This window comes from Paraglaciecola arctica BSs20135, assembly GCF_000314995.1.
Taxonomy (GTDB): domain Bacteria; phylum Pseudomonadota; class Gammaproteobacteria; order Enterobacterales; family Alteromonadaceae; genus Paraglaciecola; species Paraglaciecola arctica.
This window is the reverse complement of sequence record NZ_BAEO01000012.1, coordinates 17,012-33,832: the sequence shown is the minus strand read 5'-3', so window position 1 is coordinate 33,832 and position 16,821 is coordinate 17,012. Positions and strand designations below refer to the sequence as shown.

The 16,821-nt window shown below is 40.9% G+C and carries 17 protein-coding genes and 1 pseudogene; 12 read left to right on the top strand and 6 right to left on the bottom strand.

The window, feature by feature from the left end:
• From envZ to GARC_RS04405, 4 genes are all read right to left on the bottom strand, one after another.
• Entirely contained in the window at positions 1–1,302 is a 1,302-nt protein-coding gene (envZ, locus tag GARC_RS04420) for a two-component system sensor histidine kinase EnvZ (RefSeq protein ID WP_007617196.1), read from the bottom strand.
• 19 nt (positions 1,303–1,321) lie between these two features.
• A complete protein-coding gene (gene ompR, locus GARC_RS04415) occupies positions 1,322–2,047 on the bottom strand; it encodes an osmolarity response regulator transcription factor OmpR (RefSeq protein ID WP_007617195.1) in 726 nt (241 codons plus the stop codon).
• A 138-nt stretch (positions 2,048–2,185) separates the two neighbouring features.
• Positions 2,186–2,386 carry a hypothetical protein gene (locus tag GARC_RS04410; protein WP_007617194.1) on the bottom strand — a complete coding sequence of 67 codons (201 nt, stop codon included), beginning with the start codon at positions 2,384–2,386 and terminating at the stop codon, positions 2,186–2,188.
• A 5-nt stretch (positions 2,387–2,391) separates the two neighbouring features.
• Positions 2,392–3,303 (bottom strand): phosphoribulokinase, encoded by a 912-nt coding sequence (locus tag GARC_RS04405; protein WP_007617193.1) that lies wholly within the window; start codon positions 3,301–3,303, stop codon positions 2,392–2,394.
• A gap of 462 nt (positions 3,304–3,765) precedes the next feature.
• On the opposite strand from GARC_RS04405, the gene GARC_RS04400 reads away from it, so the two are divergent.
• From GARC_RS04400 to GARC_RS04365, 8 genes are all read left to right on the top strand, one after another.
• On the top strand, positions 3,766–5,907 hold the full coding sequence (locus GARC_RS04400) for an FAD-dependent oxidoreductase (protein ID WP_007617192.1): 2,142 nt from the start codon (positions 3,766–3,768) through the stop codon (positions 5,905–5,907).
• Positions 5,908–6,750 (top strand): DUF547 domain-containing protein, encoded by an 843-nt coding sequence (locus GARC_RS04395; RefSeq protein ID WP_007617191.1) that lies wholly within the window; start codon positions 5,908–5,910, stop codon positions 6,748–6,750.
• A gap of 55 nt (positions 6,751–6,805) precedes the next feature.
• Positions 6,806–7,909: an ABC transporter substrate-binding protein gene (locus GARC_RS04390; RefSeq protein WP_007617190.1), complete on the top strand. Its 1,104-nt coding sequence runs from the start codon at positions 6,806–6,808 to the stop codon at positions 7,907–7,909.
• Positions 7,885–9,537: an ABC transporter permease family protein gene (locus GARC_RS04385; RefSeq protein ID WP_226989060.1), complete on the top strand. Its 1,653-nt coding sequence runs from the start codon at positions 7,885–7,887 to the stop codon at positions 9,535–9,537. Before GARC_RS04390 ends, GARC_RS04385 begins: the two co-directional genes overlap by 25 nt.
• Positions 9,521–10,198, top strand: a complete 678-nt coding sequence (locus GARC_RS04380) for an ATP-binding cassette domain-containing protein (RefSeq protein ID WP_007617188.1) — start codon at positions 9,521–9,523, stop codon at positions 10,196–10,198. The genes GARC_RS04385 and GARC_RS04380 overlap by 17 nt, the downstream gene beginning before the upstream one ends.
• Positions 10,191–10,805 carry a CDP-alcohol phosphatidyltransferase family protein gene (locus GARC_RS04375; protein ID WP_007617174.1) on the top strand — a complete coding sequence of 205 codons (615 nt, stop codon included), beginning with the start codon at positions 10,191–10,193 and terminating at the stop codon, positions 10,803–10,805. The genes GARC_RS04380 and GARC_RS04375 overlap by 8 nt, the downstream gene beginning before the upstream one ends.
• Positions 10,806–10,857: 52 nt before the next feature.
• Positions 10,858–11,349, top strand: a complete 492-nt coding sequence (locus tag GARC_RS04370) for a DUF3617 domain-containing protein (protein WP_007617172.1) — start codon at positions 10,858–10,860, stop codon at positions 11,347–11,349.
• A gap of 148 nt (positions 11,350–11,497) precedes the next feature.
• Positions 11,498–11,683: a hypothetical protein gene (locus GARC_RS04365; protein WP_007617170.1), complete on the top strand. Its 186-nt coding sequence runs from the start codon at positions 11,498–11,500 to the stop codon at positions 11,681–11,683.
• Positions 11,684–11,841: 158 nt separating this feature from the next.
• On the opposite strand, the pseudogene GARC_RS26225 reads toward GARC_RS04365, so the two are convergent.
• Positions 11,842–12,018, bottom strand: a pseudogene (locus tag GARC_RS26225) (helix-turn-helix domain-containing protein); the annotation flags it as partial.
• Between GARC_RS26225 and GARC_RS26220 the strand changes: the two are divergent.
• Positions 12,008–12,154 carry a chlorhexidine efflux transporter gene (locus GARC_RS26220; protein WP_226989061.1) on the top strand — a complete coding sequence of 49 codons (147 nt, stop codon included), beginning with the start codon at positions 12,008–12,010 and terminating at the stop codon, positions 12,152–12,154. The pseudogene GARC_RS26225 and the gene GARC_RS26220 overlap by 11 nt on opposite strands.
• A 62-nt stretch (positions 12,155–12,216) precedes the next feature.
• Here GARC_RS26220 and GARC_RS04360 read toward each other — a convergent pair whose 3' ends face one another.
• Positions 12,217–13,014 carry a sterol desaturase family protein gene (locus GARC_RS04360; RefSeq protein ID WP_039988740.1) on the bottom strand — a complete coding sequence of 266 codons (798 nt, stop codon included), beginning with the start codon at positions 13,012–13,014 and terminating at the stop codon, positions 12,217–12,219.
• Between the two features lie 96 nt (positions 13,015–13,110).
• Here GARC_RS04360 and GARC_RS04355 point away from each other — a divergent pair, with 96 nt between their 5' ends.
• The 3 genes from GARC_RS04355 (at position 13,111) to GARC_RS04345 (ending at position 16,735) form a co-directional block, all read left to right on the top strand.
• Positions 13,111–13,821 (top strand): DUF1499 domain-containing protein, encoded by a 711-nt coding sequence (locus GARC_RS04355; RefSeq protein ID WP_007617166.1) that lies wholly within the window; start codon positions 13,111–13,113, stop codon positions 13,819–13,821.
• Positions 13,822–14,022: 201 nt separating this feature from the next.
• On the top strand, positions 14,023–14,655 hold the full coding sequence (locus GARC_RS04350) for an OB-fold-containig protein (RefSeq protein WP_007617165.1): 633 nt from the start codon (positions 14,023–14,025) through the stop codon (positions 14,653–14,655).
• Positions 14,656–14,713: 58 nt separating this feature from the next.
• Positions 14,714–16,735: a flotillin family protein gene (locus GARC_RS04345; RefSeq protein WP_007617164.1), complete on the top strand. Its 2,022-nt coding sequence runs from the start codon at positions 14,714–14,716 to the stop codon at positions 16,733–16,735.
• Positions 16,736–16,821: the final 86 nt, after the last annotated feature.

The following is a 16,821-nucleotide window of genomic DNA, read 5'->3' as shown; positions in this document are numbered from 1 at the left end:
TTAACTCATTACTTGATAACCAATAGACACTGTTGCAATTAAGCCCCCTTGAGCATGATTTTGCAACGTAACTTTTCCAGAGTGCATTTCAACTATGCGTTTGATTATAGCTAAGCCTAGCCCTGAGCCCAAACTTCCCCTAGCTTTGTCTCCTTGAGTGAAAGGTTCAAAAAGGCTTTGTATTTGCTCTTCTGGAATACCAGGTCCAAAGTCGCGTATCGCAAAACATAACTGCTTTTCTTTTTTATTATGCCGGGAGGTGATTTCGATATTGTCGCTGCCATAACGAAAGGCGTTTTCGATTAAATTGTCTATCACTCTTTTTAAAGCAACGCGTCTAATGAGTGTTTTGGGTAGCGGCTCTAAATCCAAGGTGATTATATGATCTTCTTCAATATTTCTGACTTGTGTGGCATCTCTAATCAGATCATTTATATTACTTTCTTGCATACATTCTTGTTGGTCTTGGCGCACGTAATCGATAAATTGGTCAATGATCTCGTTCATATCCTCAATATCGTGGACTATACCTTCTTTCACCCAGTCTTGTGATTCAGGTAACATTTCCGACGCAAGTCTGATGCGAGTCAAAGGTGTACGTAGATCATGAGATATGCCAGCGGTCAACAGTGCCCTATCATCTTCGAGCTGTTTGATGCCTTTAGACATTTGATTAAAAGCATGAGTTACCGCTATTAATTCAGTAGAGCCTTCTTCTTTTAAAGGTTTTGGTACTTGGCCTCGTCCTACCAATAAGGCTGCTTCTTGCAGTGCTTTTAAAGGACGGTTTAAGCGCCGCACAAAAATTAAACTGCCACCCACACTTAGGATCCCAATCATTAATAAGTAAACGAGGTGCGGGGAACCGTCGCCTTCTCCTAATCCCACCATGGGAATAGTGATCCAAATGTCGGGGTTTTGCGGCGGGTTGATCCAGTACAAATAAGGTTCACCATGAGTGATTCTGACTTGTGCTTCACCACCTAAACTATCAGACATTTGTCTGGACCAATATTGGTAGGGGGTGGCTTGTTCTAAACCATTTTTAACGGCATCTGAATAGTTGTATACCTGCATGCCTGCCGTTTGATAAAAACGCGGATCCAGTTGTGGGGTTTGGCTGTCAATGTCTTCAACAAAAGCGAGTTTGATTTGTGTGGCGAGCAAATTATTGATTTGTTGTACATTTGGGCTAACAAAATAAAAAGTGACTGAGACCAATGACACAACTTGGTTGATAAATAACAAGATACCAATCAACAACACGGTTTGGCCAAAGGCACTTTTAGGGAGAAATTTCATGTTGATTTTGACAGCGCTACTAGGCCGTACTTTCACCATCTGGCACAAACACATAACCTAGACCCCAGACGGTTTGTATGTAACGGGGATTGGCAGGATCTTCCTCCAGCATGCGGCGTAAGCGGGATACTTGTACATCAATACTGCGTTCCAAGGCACTATAATCACGCCCTCGGGCTAGGTTCATCAGTTTGTCACGAGACAGAGGCTCTCTGGGATGAGTCACTAAAGATTTAAGCACTGCAAATTCACCACTGGTGAGGGTCATTGCCTGACCATCAGCACTCATTTCTCTAGTGCCAAGGTTAAGTGAGTACTTACCAAATTCAATAATTTGTTCTTCAAGAGAAGGTGCACCCGGCGCTTCTGTGGTTTTGCGACGCAGTACCGCTTTGATTCTGGCGAGTAACTCTCTGGGATTAAACGGTTTGGGAAGATAGTCGTCAGCACCCATTTCTAGTCCAATAATACGGTCAACTTCATCACCTTTAGCAGTCAGCATTATTATAGGGATTTGGTTTTCTTTTTGGCGTAAACGACGACAAATCGATAAGCCATCTTCACCAGGTAACATCAAATCGAGTACCATAAGGTGGAAGTTTTCTCGCTCTAACAATCTATCCATTTGTTCAGAGTTGGCGGCAGCTCTGACCTGAAAACCTTGTTCAACCAAGTAGCGTTCCAACAGACTGCGCAGGCGCATATCGTCATCTACTACTAAAATTTTTGTTGTTTCCTGTCCCATGAGCTAATCCAAAATGTGTTAAGTGGTTTAATACACTATATGTGAAAGATTGTTGATTCAAAAGGTTGCCTTGATTAGCAAAGCATTTGGATTGTTACAAAGTTTGTCATGGGCGGTCAGTTATGCGTATTACAGGAACTAAAAGAACTTTTTACCTGTTAAAGCAATATACATGGCGAAGACTCCTACCAATGAATACACTACTTCAAAAAAACTGATTTCCCCTTCTGTTTGTTTAATCAACATCGACATAATCATAGCAGCCAAAATTAATGAGGGAATAGCAACAATTCCAATCACAATACGAATTTTAAGAGAAAGCTTTGGTTCAGTATTCATCGGCTTTAATCCTCTGGCTCCTCACTAACCCAATCCATTTGAAAACCAGCGCGGCGTTTTTTATCCAGCAATTCTTCTAAAAGTGGCATTAAAATCAGCTCCATGGCCAGCCCCATCTTACCTCCGGGTACTACTATGGTATTGATGCGGGACATAAACGAGCCATCAATCATTTTAAGTAAATAGGGATAATCCACACTTTTCATTTCGCGGCGAAAACGCACCACTACAAAACTTTCGTCTTGGCTGGGTATTTCACGAGCACTGAAAGGGTTAGAGGTATCAACTGTGGGGACTCGCTGAAAGTTAACATGGGTACGTGAGAACTGTGGAGTGATGTATTTAAAATAATCGTCGAGGCTACGCACTATACTGCTCATGACTGCTTCACGAGAATGGCCTCTGTCTGTGGTGTCACGGACAATTTTTTGGATCCATTCTAAGTTGACTATAGGCACCATGCCAACTAACAAGTCAACGTGTTTGGCTACGTCTACTTCGTCGTTGGCTACGCCACCGTGCAATCCCTCATAAAACAGAACGTCTGTACTTTCGGGTAAATCTTGCCAAGGAGTGAACGTACCGGGCATTTGGTTAAAGGGTACGGCCTCGTCAAAGGTGTGCAGGTATTGACGATGTTTGCCCATGCCGGTTTGTGCATATTCGGTGAACAAAGATTCGAGCATTTCGAAGTCATTGGCTTTGGGACCAAAATAACTGATGTGCCGGCCTTGTTCTTGAGCTTTACGGATCTCCACTTCCATTTCTGGACGAGTGAATCTATGGAAGCTATCCCCTGCCACTACTGCCGCATTGACCGACAAGTTACGAAAAATATGTCGTATGGCATTGGTGGTCATAGTTGTGCCTGCACCAGACGAACCAGTGATAGCTATTATGGGATGTTTTACTGACATTCAACACACTTTGCTGCTTAATGGATGTCATTTATAAGCAAGCTTGCTACTCGGGTCAAGCTCTAGTTCATTTGATCGCAACTATTCACCTTCTTTTTTGAGCCACAATTGCTTATTTTTGCTCGTTTGACTTTGCTGCTGCAATTAGCATTATTGAGTCATTAGTCTGATCCGGTTCTTGCAGTAAAAGTAGAGTCAAAACAAACTGGCGCACAACTAGTATCGAGCTTTAATGGGATTGGTATTACCTTGTATTGACCAGTGAATTGAGCTGGGAGCTGTTAAATCCGTTGCTGTTTTACCCCAAAAAACAGTATACATTAATCATTACTGCCACTATTACGAAAGAAAACCAGCTAAGCTTGGGTCATATCCGGTTCAATTAACTAATAAGTCATAGAATCAACTAAATTGACCTGTCAAAAAGTGCATCAAGCGCTACAAACTAAAGGAAAAAACTAAATGAATTTTAAACGAGGGATACTACTCGTCAGTATAATACTGCTGATTGCCGCTTTTTTTATCTTTGATATAGGGCAGTATCTGACTCTGGAAAGTTTAAAAGCTAACCAACAAGATTTGGCTGAATACATTGCGTCAAATTGGTTACAGGCATTCATCGTTTATTTTTTGATTTATGTTACAGCGACTGCCCTTAGTTTGCCCGGCGCGATTATTTTAACTTTAGGTGCAGGTGCATTATTTGGTTTAGGTTTTGGATTGCTTTTGGCTTCCTTTGCTTCAACTATTGGTGCCACTTTGGCATTTTTGGTGTCACGATTTTTGCTTAGAGATTGGGTCAAATCGACTTTTTCTGAGCGTATTAAAGCCATCGACAAAGGTGTTGAAAAAGACGGCCCTTTTTATCTATTGAGCTTACGTTTAGTGCCTATTTTTCCATTTTTTGTTATCAATTTAGTGATGGGTGTAACCAGTATCAAAACGGTCACTTATTATCTTGTTAGTCAAGTGGGTATGCTTATAGGTACTGCAGTTTATGTTAATGCAGGTACCCAACTAGCTGAAATAGAAGCTGTGTCTGATATCGCTTCCAAAGAATTAATTTTATCTTTTGTTTTACTGGGTATTTTCCCCATTATTGCCAAGCTGATCTTAAATTTCATCAAACAAAAGCGAGTTTATAAAGGCTGGAAAAAACCTAAGACATTTGACCGCAATATGGTGGTTATAGGCGCTGGCTCTGCTGGATTAGTGACTGCTTATATCGCAGCTGCTGTAAAAGCGTCCGTTACCTTAGTAGAAAAACACAAAATGGGTGGCGACTGCTTAAATACCGGTTGTGTGCCTTCGAAAAGTTTATTACATGCCAGCAAGTTGGCTCATACACATAAAGTGTCTGCCAATGCAGGTGTGAATTACCAAGCTCCAGAAGTCGATTTTAAAGCTGTGATGAATCAAGTACATAGCGTAATCAAAACCATAGAGCCCCACGATTCTATCGAACGTTATGAGTCCCTTGGAGTAAAAGTAGTGACTGGTAGCGCAACAATAGTCTCGCCTTGGCAAGTGGATATTCAAACTGCTGATGGGGTGCAATCGCTTACCACTAAAAATATTGTTATTGCCACAGGTGCCAGTGCGTTTGTACCGCCTATTCCGGGTTTGCAGGATATAGATTACCTAACAGCTGATAACTTATGGGATTTAACCGAACAACCTAAACGCTTAGTAGTCTTAGGCGGCGGACCCATTGGTAGTGAGTTATCTCAAGCATTTGGCCGTTTAGGTACACAAGTCACCCAAGTAGAAATGTTGCCACAATTACTCGCTAAAGAAGACCCAGATGCAGCGCAGTATTTGTATGATCAATTGATAAAAGACGGTGTAGATGTGCGTTTGAATACCAAAGCGACAGCCATTGAAAAAACTGATGAAGGTAAGTTTATTGTTTTAGAGAAAGACGGTAAACAAGAGAAATTGCAGTTCGATGAGATATTGATTGCAGTAGGACGTATGGCCAACCTAAAAGGTTTTGGTTTAGAAAAACTGGGTATTGAAACCAACCGAGTTGTTGTGACCAATGAGATGTTACAAACTAAGTACCCCAACATTTTGGCTGCTGGTGATGTTGCCGGTCCATACCAATTTACCCATACCGCTTCTCATCAGGCTTGGTATGCTGCGGTAAATGCTTTATTTAGACCTTTTAAAACCTTCAAAGTAGATTACCGGGTCATTCCATGGGCAACCTTTACCGATCCTGAAATTGCCACTGTGGGTTTAAATGAACAAGCTGCTAAAGAGCAAAATGTAGAATACGAAGTGACCCGTTATGATATTGGTGGTTTAGACCGAGCATTAGCTGACGATCATGCGAAAGGATTTGTAAAAGTGCTGACGCCTCCTGGTAAAGATAAAATACTTGGTGCAACTATTGTCGGGGCCCATGCGGGAGAGCTCATTGCTGAGTTTGTGCTAGCGATGAAATACAACCTAGGCATGAATAAAATTCTTGGTACTATTCATATCTATCCCACTATGGCTGAAGCAAGCAAAAACGCCGCAGGTAACTGGAAAAAAGCCCATACACCTGAAAAACTACTGGCATTTGTTGAGCGTTTTCATACTTGGCGTCGTTCATAAATGGTTAACAAACTGACTTATGCAAAAACTCTATCTTACTTATTGGCAGCCGTTTTGATGATGAGCTCAACGGCCGTGCTGGCTTTTGACCACCAACATCCACTGTTTACTCAGGTATTGAGTGATGTGGTGAAGTTGTCACCTAATAAAAAGCAAAGCCGGGTAGATTATGGGCAGCTTTTTAAGCAGTCTGAACAACTAAACCAATATTTGGTGCAACTATCCTCAGTTAAACAAAGTGAATACCAGTTATGGACAGGGGATGAACAACTGAGTTTTTTGATCAACGCTTATAACGGTTTTACCTTACAGCTGATTATTCAAAACTACGCTAAGTTTCAATCAGGAAAAGTTGAGTCGATTAAAGACTTGGGGAGTTTTTTTTCTAGTCCATGGAAACAATCGTTTTTTGCTCTGCTTGGTGAAAAGCGCAATTTAGATAATATAGAACACGATATGGTACGTGTGTGGTTTGAGCGCCCACGTATACATGCAGCCTTAGTATGTGCAGCCGTGAGTTGCCCACCGCTGAGAAACCAAGCTTTTATTGCTGATAAATTGGATCAGCAGTTAGATGATCAAATGTCTCAGTTTTTATCAGATGATAAACGTAACACTATTAAGATAAGCGAGAACCGTGTATATCTCTCATCTATTTTTAAATGGTACGGTGAAGATTTTGAGAAAGGTCAACAGGGCTTTAACACTATTAAAGACCTGATTAAGGTTTATCAAACCGATATGGCCAATGATCCTCAGCAACTCACTTGGTTGCAGAAACAGAATTATGAAATTCGTTACCTAGACTACGATTGGCGGTTGAATGATATCTCGACTTTTTAGTCCCTTAGGCAAAACTTTTGCTGTATGTTGTATACTTTTTTTTGTGACTAGGGTCATGGCTAACCAAGAGTCACAACCCCTTAACACTGTTGCAGAAAATAGTGTTCAGTGGCAACAAACACTAAAGGCCGCTCAGGGGCAGTCGGTATATTTCTACGCTTGGGGTGGCTCAAAGGCGGTGAACGATTATTTGCGTTGGGCAACACGAGAAATTGCTCAGCAATATCGAATCCGCCTAATTCACGTTAAAGTCACTGATCCATCTGAACCTGTATCTAGACTCAAAGCTGAAAATGGCCGTACTAGTGCCATTGATTTAATGTGGGTCAACGGCGAAAATTTCGCCTACCTCAAGCAGCAAAACCTTTTGCTTGGCAATTTATGGTCAACTATTCCTAACTCTGCTTTTTTAGCCGTCGACAAGCTGCCCATCAGAGTCGATTTTGGGGAGCCTATGGATGGCCTTGAAGTGCCATGGGGCATTGGCCAATTTAATTTTATTGCTGAGAAAGCGCTTTATCCTACAACGCAAATTAGTGCCAAGTCGCTATTGAATATAGCGAAAGCGAATCCTAAAACGGTCACTTATCCACGGCCGCCAGAATTCCATGGCACCACTTTTTTAAAACAACTGTTAATCGATTTAACTGATGCCGACCCGCGCTTGTATCAGTTAGCTACGACCCAAGCCCAACAAGAATTATTACCTGCCTTATGGCAATACTTAGATTTGCTGCATCCCTATTTATGGCAACAAGGGCAAGCTTTTCCTAGTTCAGCAGCTGAGCAACTATTGTTGTATCAACAAAAAACGCTCTCTATGGCCGTGAGTTTTAACCCTAATCAATGGCTCAAAGAAAAAAGTACTCAACAAATTTCTGAGACCAGTGTTAGGCGCTATTTTACTGATGGTGCCATTACTAATAGTCATAATCTTGCGATCCCAAAATCTGCACCTAGCCCAGATGCTGCGAAAGTAGTGATAAACTTTATGTTGAGTGAAATGGCACAGCAGAAAAAATTCACTGGATCATGGGGTGACCCTGCTGTGGTTAGCTCTTTGTTTGATGAAAAAGCTACTATGCCTGCCCACCCTGAACTTCACAGTTCATGGCATGTACTGATTGAGGAAGTATGGCAGCAACGATACGGCGGGTAAGGTCGTCAGCGCGAATAAGGCAAATAGCACTCACCAGCGGATGGTTGCTGGTGTTTTTAATTTCATTGTTGCCAATTTTAGGCATAGTAGTTGGGTTGTGGCCGCCAGAGCAGGTTACATTTGCCGATCTTAAGCCTTTTTTAGCCTACCAAGGTTTATCGGTTTCGATTTTCATGACCCTTTTCAGTGCGATATTTAGCACCTTAGTATCTTTGTATATTGCCTTTATGGTGTATAGCCAGTATCACCTCAGTCAACGCTTACAGTCCTTTGAAAAATACCTCGCTCCGTTATTATCCTTACCTCATCTTGCTATCGCTTTAGGGCTAGTGTTTTTGTTCAGCGATGGCAGTCTATTTTTTGTTGATCCAGGATTACCTCGTAAAGGATTATCCACCCTTATCCTTGCCATAGTGATTAAAGAAGTGCCATTTTTCCTATTGATTTTTAGTGCTATAGGTCGCCAGTTACCCATTAAGTATTGGCTGTTGCAGGGAAAAGCCTTGGGTTACCAAGATTATCGCTGCTGGTGGTTTTTAGTGTTTCCGCCTCTACTCAAACAATCTCGTTTAGCACTGCTCGCCGCTGCGGCTTATACCCTGTCTGTGGTAGATGTGAGTTTGTTGGTTGGTCCCAATATACCTGAGTTATTTGCGGTATCAGTTTATCGTTGGCAAACCAGTTTTGCTGCAGGAGATCAAGCGCTAGCCTTTTGGGCTAATGTTATGTTGGTGATACTGCTGGCGGTGACGGTGTTCATTTTATATGCCCATGAAAAGCTTGCCCATGGCGCATGTAAATCGCTGGCAACACAAGGCAGTCGCTTTTATTTGGGTAAAATCAATCCTATATTTACAGCCTGGTTACCTATGTTAGGGCTCTTGACCGCCATGATGGTGGTGGTATTCGCTTTGTGGTCATTTGGCTTTAACTGGCATAGTGATAGCTTAGTATTAACACAGTTAACTACTAAGTTATGGCAAGACGAATGGTTGTTTTTTTCTTTGCCACTACAAAATTCATTGTTAATTGGCTTCTTCGCAGGTTTGCTGGGGGTAGCATTGGCTTTATTAGCTTTGGAATTACAACGGCAAAAAGGCAAGTACTGGCCCGATTATTATTGGTTGTTAGCCATTATCTTACCTCAGCTTAGTATGGTGTTAGGGTGGCAAATTATGCATATCTGGTCACAAGGCGGCTACCATAGTGGTTGGATTGTTTTATCTCACTTACCTTTTACTTTTGCCTATGCTTATTTGGTACTAAAAGGTCCATTTTTGAATGTAGAACCACGTTATGAATTATTAGCTGCAAGTTTTGGTTATTCTTCTTGGCAAAGCTGGTGGCAGGTTCGATTTAGGCTATTACTACCGGCTGTTTTTACGGCTTTTGCGATAGCATTTTCGGTGAGTATCTCTCAATACATACCTACCTTAATGATGGGAGCAGGACGAGTGACAACTATTACCACTGAAGCCGTCGCTATTGGCACCGGCACTCAGCAAGACCTGATTGCGCTATATGTGTTATTACAATCCATTTTACCTTTTATGGCATTTTTTGTTGCGGCGTTATTAGCCCGCAGATTTCGAGGCAGTATGGGAGGGAACAGTGTTAGAGATTATTGATTGCCAAATTCAAGCCAAAACATGGCGTATCACTTTGCCAGACATTCATCTGAATAAAGGTGAATTGCTGGTGATCACTGGCCCCAGCGGTATCGGAAAATCGACCTTGTTACATTGGCTATTAGGGAATAATCCTCAGCATGTGGCTATAACTGGTCAAATTTTATTGTCGGGCATTAATGTTACTGATTTAGCTATTGAACAAAGACGGGTAGGGTTATTGATGCAAGACGTGTATCTGTTCCCTCACTTGAATGTACAAGATAATATTTGTTTTGCCTTGCCTAAAACCCCACAGCTATCTTCAAAAAAGCAACGTCGCTTCGCGGCCATGAAGATGCTTGAACAAATCAAACTAGCTCACCTAGCTAGACGTTATCCGCAAAATCTTAGTGGCGGTGAACGTTCAAGAGTGGGGTTGATCAGAGCCTTAGCTAATCAGCCTCAAGTGATGTTGCTTGACGAACCCTTTGCTGCACTCGATCCTAGCACCCGAGAACAAATGGGAACTTGGGCATTCCAACAACTGACCGAACAAAATATTCCCAGTGTGATGGTGTCACATGATGTAGAAGACATTCCTTCATCGGCTAAGCAGTTATGTTTGGCCGATTATTATCAAACCTTAGAGCAAATTAAAGCAGAAATGAGCGATGATTGACCCTTTACTGAATAAAATATTTAGGCCTCCTTTAGCCCTAGCGGCTAAACCTCTAGTGGGTTTGGGTATTAGTGCAAATCAAGTGACTGTTTTTGGTTTTGTTTTGGGAATATTGGCGGTGCCTGCTATTATTTCTGAGCATTTTGACATTGCTTTAATACTCATACTGCTTAACCGCTTGAGCGACGGTTTAGATGGGGCCGTAGCGCGGCAAACTCACACTACAGATGCTGGTGGGTATTTAGATATTAGCTTGGACTTTATTTTTTATTCTGCCATCCCTTTTGCGTTTATTGTCAGCCATCCAGAACAAAATGCACTAGCAGGTAGTTTATTAATGTTGTCGTTCACCGCCACAGGCAGTTGCTTCTTAGCCTTCGCCATCATGGCCAGCAAGCACAATATCGACAACCCGCAATACCCCAATAAAAGTTTGCATTATATGGGAGGCTTAGCTGAAGGTTTCGAAACCATAGTTGTATTATGTTTGTTTTGTTTATTTCCACAGAACTTTGTAGCTATCGCATTGGTCTACGCTACAGCGTGTTGCATCACAGCTGGAGTGAGAATTGTCACTGGCTACAAAACACTAAAAAGACTAAGCTGAAAATATAAACAATATTATTCTTACGAAATGAACTTATCTAAACGGGATTGTCATGAAAAAAATATATGTTTTGTTGCTAATTATTATTACTAATCAAGTTAAAGCGGATGTTGATCTTGTGCCTTTGAATATGGAATTAGGCTATTGGGAAACGACAACTAAAGTTGATATTGAAGGCATGTTGGCCAATATTCCAGAAGAACAAAGAGCTATGGTTCGTGGAATGATGAGCAGTAAAATGAAAGTACCTGTTATTAAGCAATGTATTACCCAAGACACACTCAATGATATGGAAGCTCAAATGAAGAAGTCATTTAAATCTGCTGGTAATGACTGTGATTTACAAGTGACAAAAAGCACTTCCCAAGAGTTTAATGGGGTATTGATTTGTGCAGATGGCACAACAAAAATGACTATTATTGCAAAATCAATTAACTCTAAGCGAGTTGAAAGCCAAATAAATTCTGATATGGATGGAATGGGGAAAAACAACATTGAGACCATAGGTGAATGGAAATCTGCAACTTGCCCTGATGGTATTTAATCGACGTTAAATGTAATAGTTAATATATAAAGTCGGATTTTATTTGCCATAAATTTAGTGCAACATTATTTGAACAGATGATTTATTTAAATTTTATCATTACAATCTGACACCACACATTGGGTGTTTATTAAAGTAGCTAATTATCATGGGCAAAGACAATAGAGTTAAGTTGGACGAGTTTGATGAAGAAGAAATAGTAGGTTCATCAAAAAATAAAAGCGCCGCCAACATTCGAGCAGAGCTTGAAAAAAAGCAACGTGAAAAAAGACTTAAAAACAGTGAATCAAAAAATCGGCATCAACCCGATCCCTCATTTGAAAAAGATGACTAAATGCTTGATAAGCCCATAGGATTTGGGCTTATCTCTTTTATTCGATGCATAAATGAACACTTCTTTAATGGAATTGTATTAAATATTGATGGGTGAATATAATCAGCCTCCATTTTTCAGAGAAGTGTTATGAAGTTTATTTTATCCATTGCTGTATCAGTTAGTTTTGGGTAACGCCCAGTGCGAGTAAATAAAGTAGCATTACAATCTATTTCCAAATTAATAATATGCTGGCTTGTTACCGACTAAACCCTGCCTAAACGTCTTGCCGCTGCAGAGAACGAACCAGTTTCTACTGTTGCTACAAAGGCTTGAAGTTGTTCAATACTAAACATATCCTGGTTAGCCGCAGTCACTCTAGAAGCCGGGTTTTTAGTATTTATCTTAATTTATACCCTTGTTTTTAATTGGTTGTACGACAGATATCAACCTTACAAAAAATGGTTTAAAACAGAGGTGCAATACACCTAAACTTTGTCAATTCGTCCATAATTGCGTTTTCTTTAAAGCAACCCTAAAGATTGTTTTGTTACTTAGTTTGGCTTTTTGCGAAAAGGCATCAACAACAAAGCCATTAAGCTGGTGTTGGTTTGAGGGCTTGAATATTCTTTTAAACCCAATTTAATGCCAGCGTCGCTATCTTTCGCCTCGTCTATGTAACTACCAAACAACTTGTCCCAAATAGATAGGTTAAAACCAAAATTGCTGTCTGTTTCCCTAACCACTTGGCTGTGATGAATACGGTGCATGGCTTGGGTTACGATAAACATTCTCAATAACTTGTCGAGTTTAATCGGAAGTTTGATATTACTATGGTTGAAAATAGAACTGGCATTAAGCAACACTTCAAAAATTAAAATGGCTAATACAGGCACTCCCAATAGTAGTACCGCAGCCATTTTTACAGCTAAACTCAGAGCAATTTCGATAGGATGAAAACGCAAACCTGTTGAGGCGTCAAGGTGCGGGTCAGCATGATGGACTCTATGGATACGCCAGAACATTGGGACGCGGTGAAAAAGTCGATGTTGCCAGTAAATTAAACAGTCAAATAACAATACTGAAATAGGCACACTTAACCAGAGGCTAACTGACAAATGACTCCACAATCCAATCTGATTGTTTTGTGCATAGATTGCAACAGCCGCCAAACCCGTTGGTACCATTAATCTAGCTACTACCGCTCCCAGTAAAACTAAAGAGAAATTACTTAACCAACGTTTCCCTGTGCTGACAGGTGAAAGACGATTAGGTTTAAAACTTTCCCAGAGCATCATTATTGCGAGTACGCCAAGAAAACTTCCAAGCCTAATCCATGTATCATTAATCATAGTGAATGATGGTTACCCTTTATAGTGAATCAATTAGATATATACCTATAGTTTGTATATTATCATTTCATTAATAAATTAAAGGACATTGTTTTAATGAAAATTCTTACGTTAATTGCGGGTGTTTTAGCTCTTTTATTGCTGCTTCTTGCTGGCCCTCTATATCAGGCAGAGATATTGGGCTTGATGAACGCATTTTTTGCTATGCGTATTGCTTTAATTCTTGGTGCGGTTGCGATCGTTTTGGCGTTAATTCAAGTGATCTTTATGCGTAAAACTATCTCTTGGCCTGCCACGGGGATTGCTGTTTTATGTGCAGCTGTAGCGATTATTATGCCTCTTAGCATGATGAATAAAGCTAAATCTGTGCCTCCTATCCACGACATATCAACAGATTTAGTTAACCCGCCAAAATTTGTTGCCATTTTAGCGTTACGTGCAGATGCACCTAACCCTGCTGAATATCAAGGCGAAGAAATAGCTAGCCAACAGCGTAAAGCATACCCAGAAGTTACAACCCAAAAATATCAGAAAACAGCAGCACAAGTATTCGATGCAGCTTTAGTGTCAGTTCAGGATATGGGATTAGAAGTAGTTAATTCTGATAAAACCCTTGGTTTGATTGAAGCTTATGACACTACTACTTTTTTCGGTTTTGTTGATGATGTGGTTATCCGCATTCAAAGTGACGGCCAGATGACTATGCTTGATGCTCGCAGCAAATCTCGTGTTGGTAAAAGTGATATAGGGAAAAATGCTGAACGTCTTAATGCCTTAATAGCGAGCATTAAATCCAACCTAAACTAAACAAACTTGTGCAACATACCTACCTTTAACAAAAAGGTAGGTGATCCTGTCTATCCGAGACAATTTATTTGCATGTTGTTACATATCTTAGTACTCCATTTAAGACACATTCATTTGACAATACTAGGTTCTCAAAGTAATTTGGCGATTAACCCTAGAGGTTAATTTGATTCTCAACACGTAGTTTTGGAGTAGGTCAAAATGGAACTTTTTCTAAACGAAGTATTTAGCTTTCCCACTCTAATATTCACCATACCACTGATTGTTTTAATGCTGTTTTGGCTAATGGCTTTTGCAGGTTTAGTGGATATCGAAATATTTGATATTGATGCAGACAATGACACCGATGCTACTGTCGGCGGATGGTTAGAAACCTTTGGACTTGATGGTGTGCCGCTTACAGTGGCACTGACCTTAGTTGATATTTACGCTTTTGCGTTTACTTATTTAGCTCGCAAATACCTGACTCCGCTTTTCGATGGAATACTTTCGGCAACGGCGATTGGTTTTATCGTTGCCATTTTTGCAGTTTTAATTGCCATTCCAGTGGCCGCTATGTGCTGCAAACCTTTACGCAAAGTATTTTACACCCACGAAGCTGTGTCTAAGAAAGATTTAGACGGTGTGATTTGCACAGTTACCACCCAAACAGTGACAGAGTCATTCGGGCAAGCCGCTGCCGATGATGGCATGGTGTATAGCGTCAGAGCTAATACCCCCAACGATTTATGTAAAGGCAGTCGTATTGTTTTATTAGAATATTCTACAGAGCATGATAGTTATATCGTTGCCTCTGAAGCCGAAGTGATGGCTATGTCATCAAGCCATCTTTAGGGGCTATTGGTCTGTATTACCCCTTTTTTCCAAATTTAGTAGTTAGTGGAGTAAACATATGAATGAAGTTGTAATTTTTTGGATTTCTCTTGCAGTAGGTATTTTTGTCCTAGTGATGGGGGTTATCTTAATGCTGGCTCGCCTATACAAAAAGGTTGAGCAAGGCCACGCCATGATCATCAATAAAATGGGTAACGAACCTGTAGTTACTTTTACCGGTGGTGTGGTGATCCCCGTATTCCATAAAATGGAACTTATGGATATTTCCCTAAAAACCATTGAAGTAGATAGAAGTGGTTCTGATGGATTAATCTGCAACGATAATATTCGTGCGGATATCAAAGTTGGTTTTTTTGTTAAGGTGAATAAAAACCGTGATGACGTAATGAAAGTGGCCCAAGCTATTGGTTGCGAACGTGCATCAAATATTAAAACACTAGAAGATTTGTTCAGTGCAAAATTCTCAGAAGCATTAAAAACCGTCGGTAAATCTCTTGAGTTTGAAGAGTTATACGCTAAGCGTGACAAATTCCGAGATATGATTATCGACAACATAGGTACCGACCTTAACGGTTATGTGCTCGAAGATGTGGCTATTGATTACCTTGAACAAACTCCCCTTGAAAAGCTAGATCCCAATAACATTTTGGACTCCCAAGGTATTCGTAAAATCACTCAACTGACCGCCGAGCAACATATTCAAACCAATGTGTTCCAGCGTGACGAAGAGATGAAAATTAAACGTAAAGACGTTGAAACACGAGAAGCCATTTTAGAACTTGAGCGTCAGCAAGCCGACGCGGAAGCCAAACAACAGCGTGAAGTACAAACCGTTATCGCCAGAGAAACAGCCGAAACAGAAAGGGTACAACACGAAGAAAAACTCAAGGCCGAGCAAGCAAGAGTGCAAGCCGAGCAAGAAATTGAAGTACAAGAACAAAACAAACAGCGCGAAGTGGAAGTGGCTCAAAACAACCGTTTGCGTGCGGTTGCCATTGAAGAAGAACGTGTGATTAAGGCGCGAGAGTTAGAACAAATCGAGCGTGAAAAAGAAGCATCTTTACAACGTATTGCTAACGAAAAATTACTCGAACACGAAAAACGCGAAATTGCAGATGTCATTCGTAGCCGTGTTGAAGTTGATAAAACCGTGGCTGAGAAAGAAGAAGAAATCAACGACGTAAGGGTGATTTCAGAAGCTGAACGTTTAAGAAAATCAAAAGTGATAGCTGCAGAAGCAGACGCTGAAGAAGCCTTGGTTAAAGATATTAAAGCGGCAGAAGCTGCTGAAAAATCTAGTGAATATTTGGCTAAAGAAAAAGTCACTATTGCTGCTGCAGACTTAGAAGTAGCGGAAAAACTAGCCTTATCACAACGTAAAGAAGCAGAAGGTAATGAAGCACTTGCTGCGGCTTCAGGCCTTGCAGAAGCTAAGGTGATGGAAGCAAAAGCCATTGCTAAAGAACAAGAAGGCATGGCGGATGTGCGGGTACAAGAAGCGATGGCTGATGCAGTTGAGAAAACCGGTGTAGCGGAAGCTGAAGTGATGGCCAAGAAAGCCGCGGCCGAAGCAGAAGGCATGACCAAAAAATTCGAAGCCATGGCAACTATGTCTGAACAACAACGCGCTCACGAAGAATTTAGAATGCGCTTAGACAAACATCATGAGCAAAACATGGAATCAATTACCACTAATGTTGAAATTGCTAAACAGCAAGCCTTAGTGCTTTCTGAAGCCCTTAAAGAAGCCAACATTGATATTGTAGGTGGGGACACCAGCTACCTAGACAGTTTTGTTAAATCTCTGTCTGTGGGTAAAGCTATTGATGGCACCATTGGCAAGAGTCAAACATTACAAACGGCCTTCGCTGATCACTTTAATGGTGATGCCAGCTTTGTAGAAGATGCTAAAGAACTTATCGCCGGATTTGGTGGTGCCAGTGGCAACGCTAAAGACACTGCTATCACGGCGTTAGTGGCAAAATTCCTCAAAGAAGGAGGTGATAACCCACAAATTATGGATTTAGTGACTAAAGCTTTAACTAGTCAGGGAACTAAGACAGACAAATCCTCAAGCTAATAAAGAATACATGGGCAGTGATGAACTGCCCCTTTTAATTAGCTGGGAGTATTTTCTATGAAAGAACAAGCTATGCAGGCCAAACG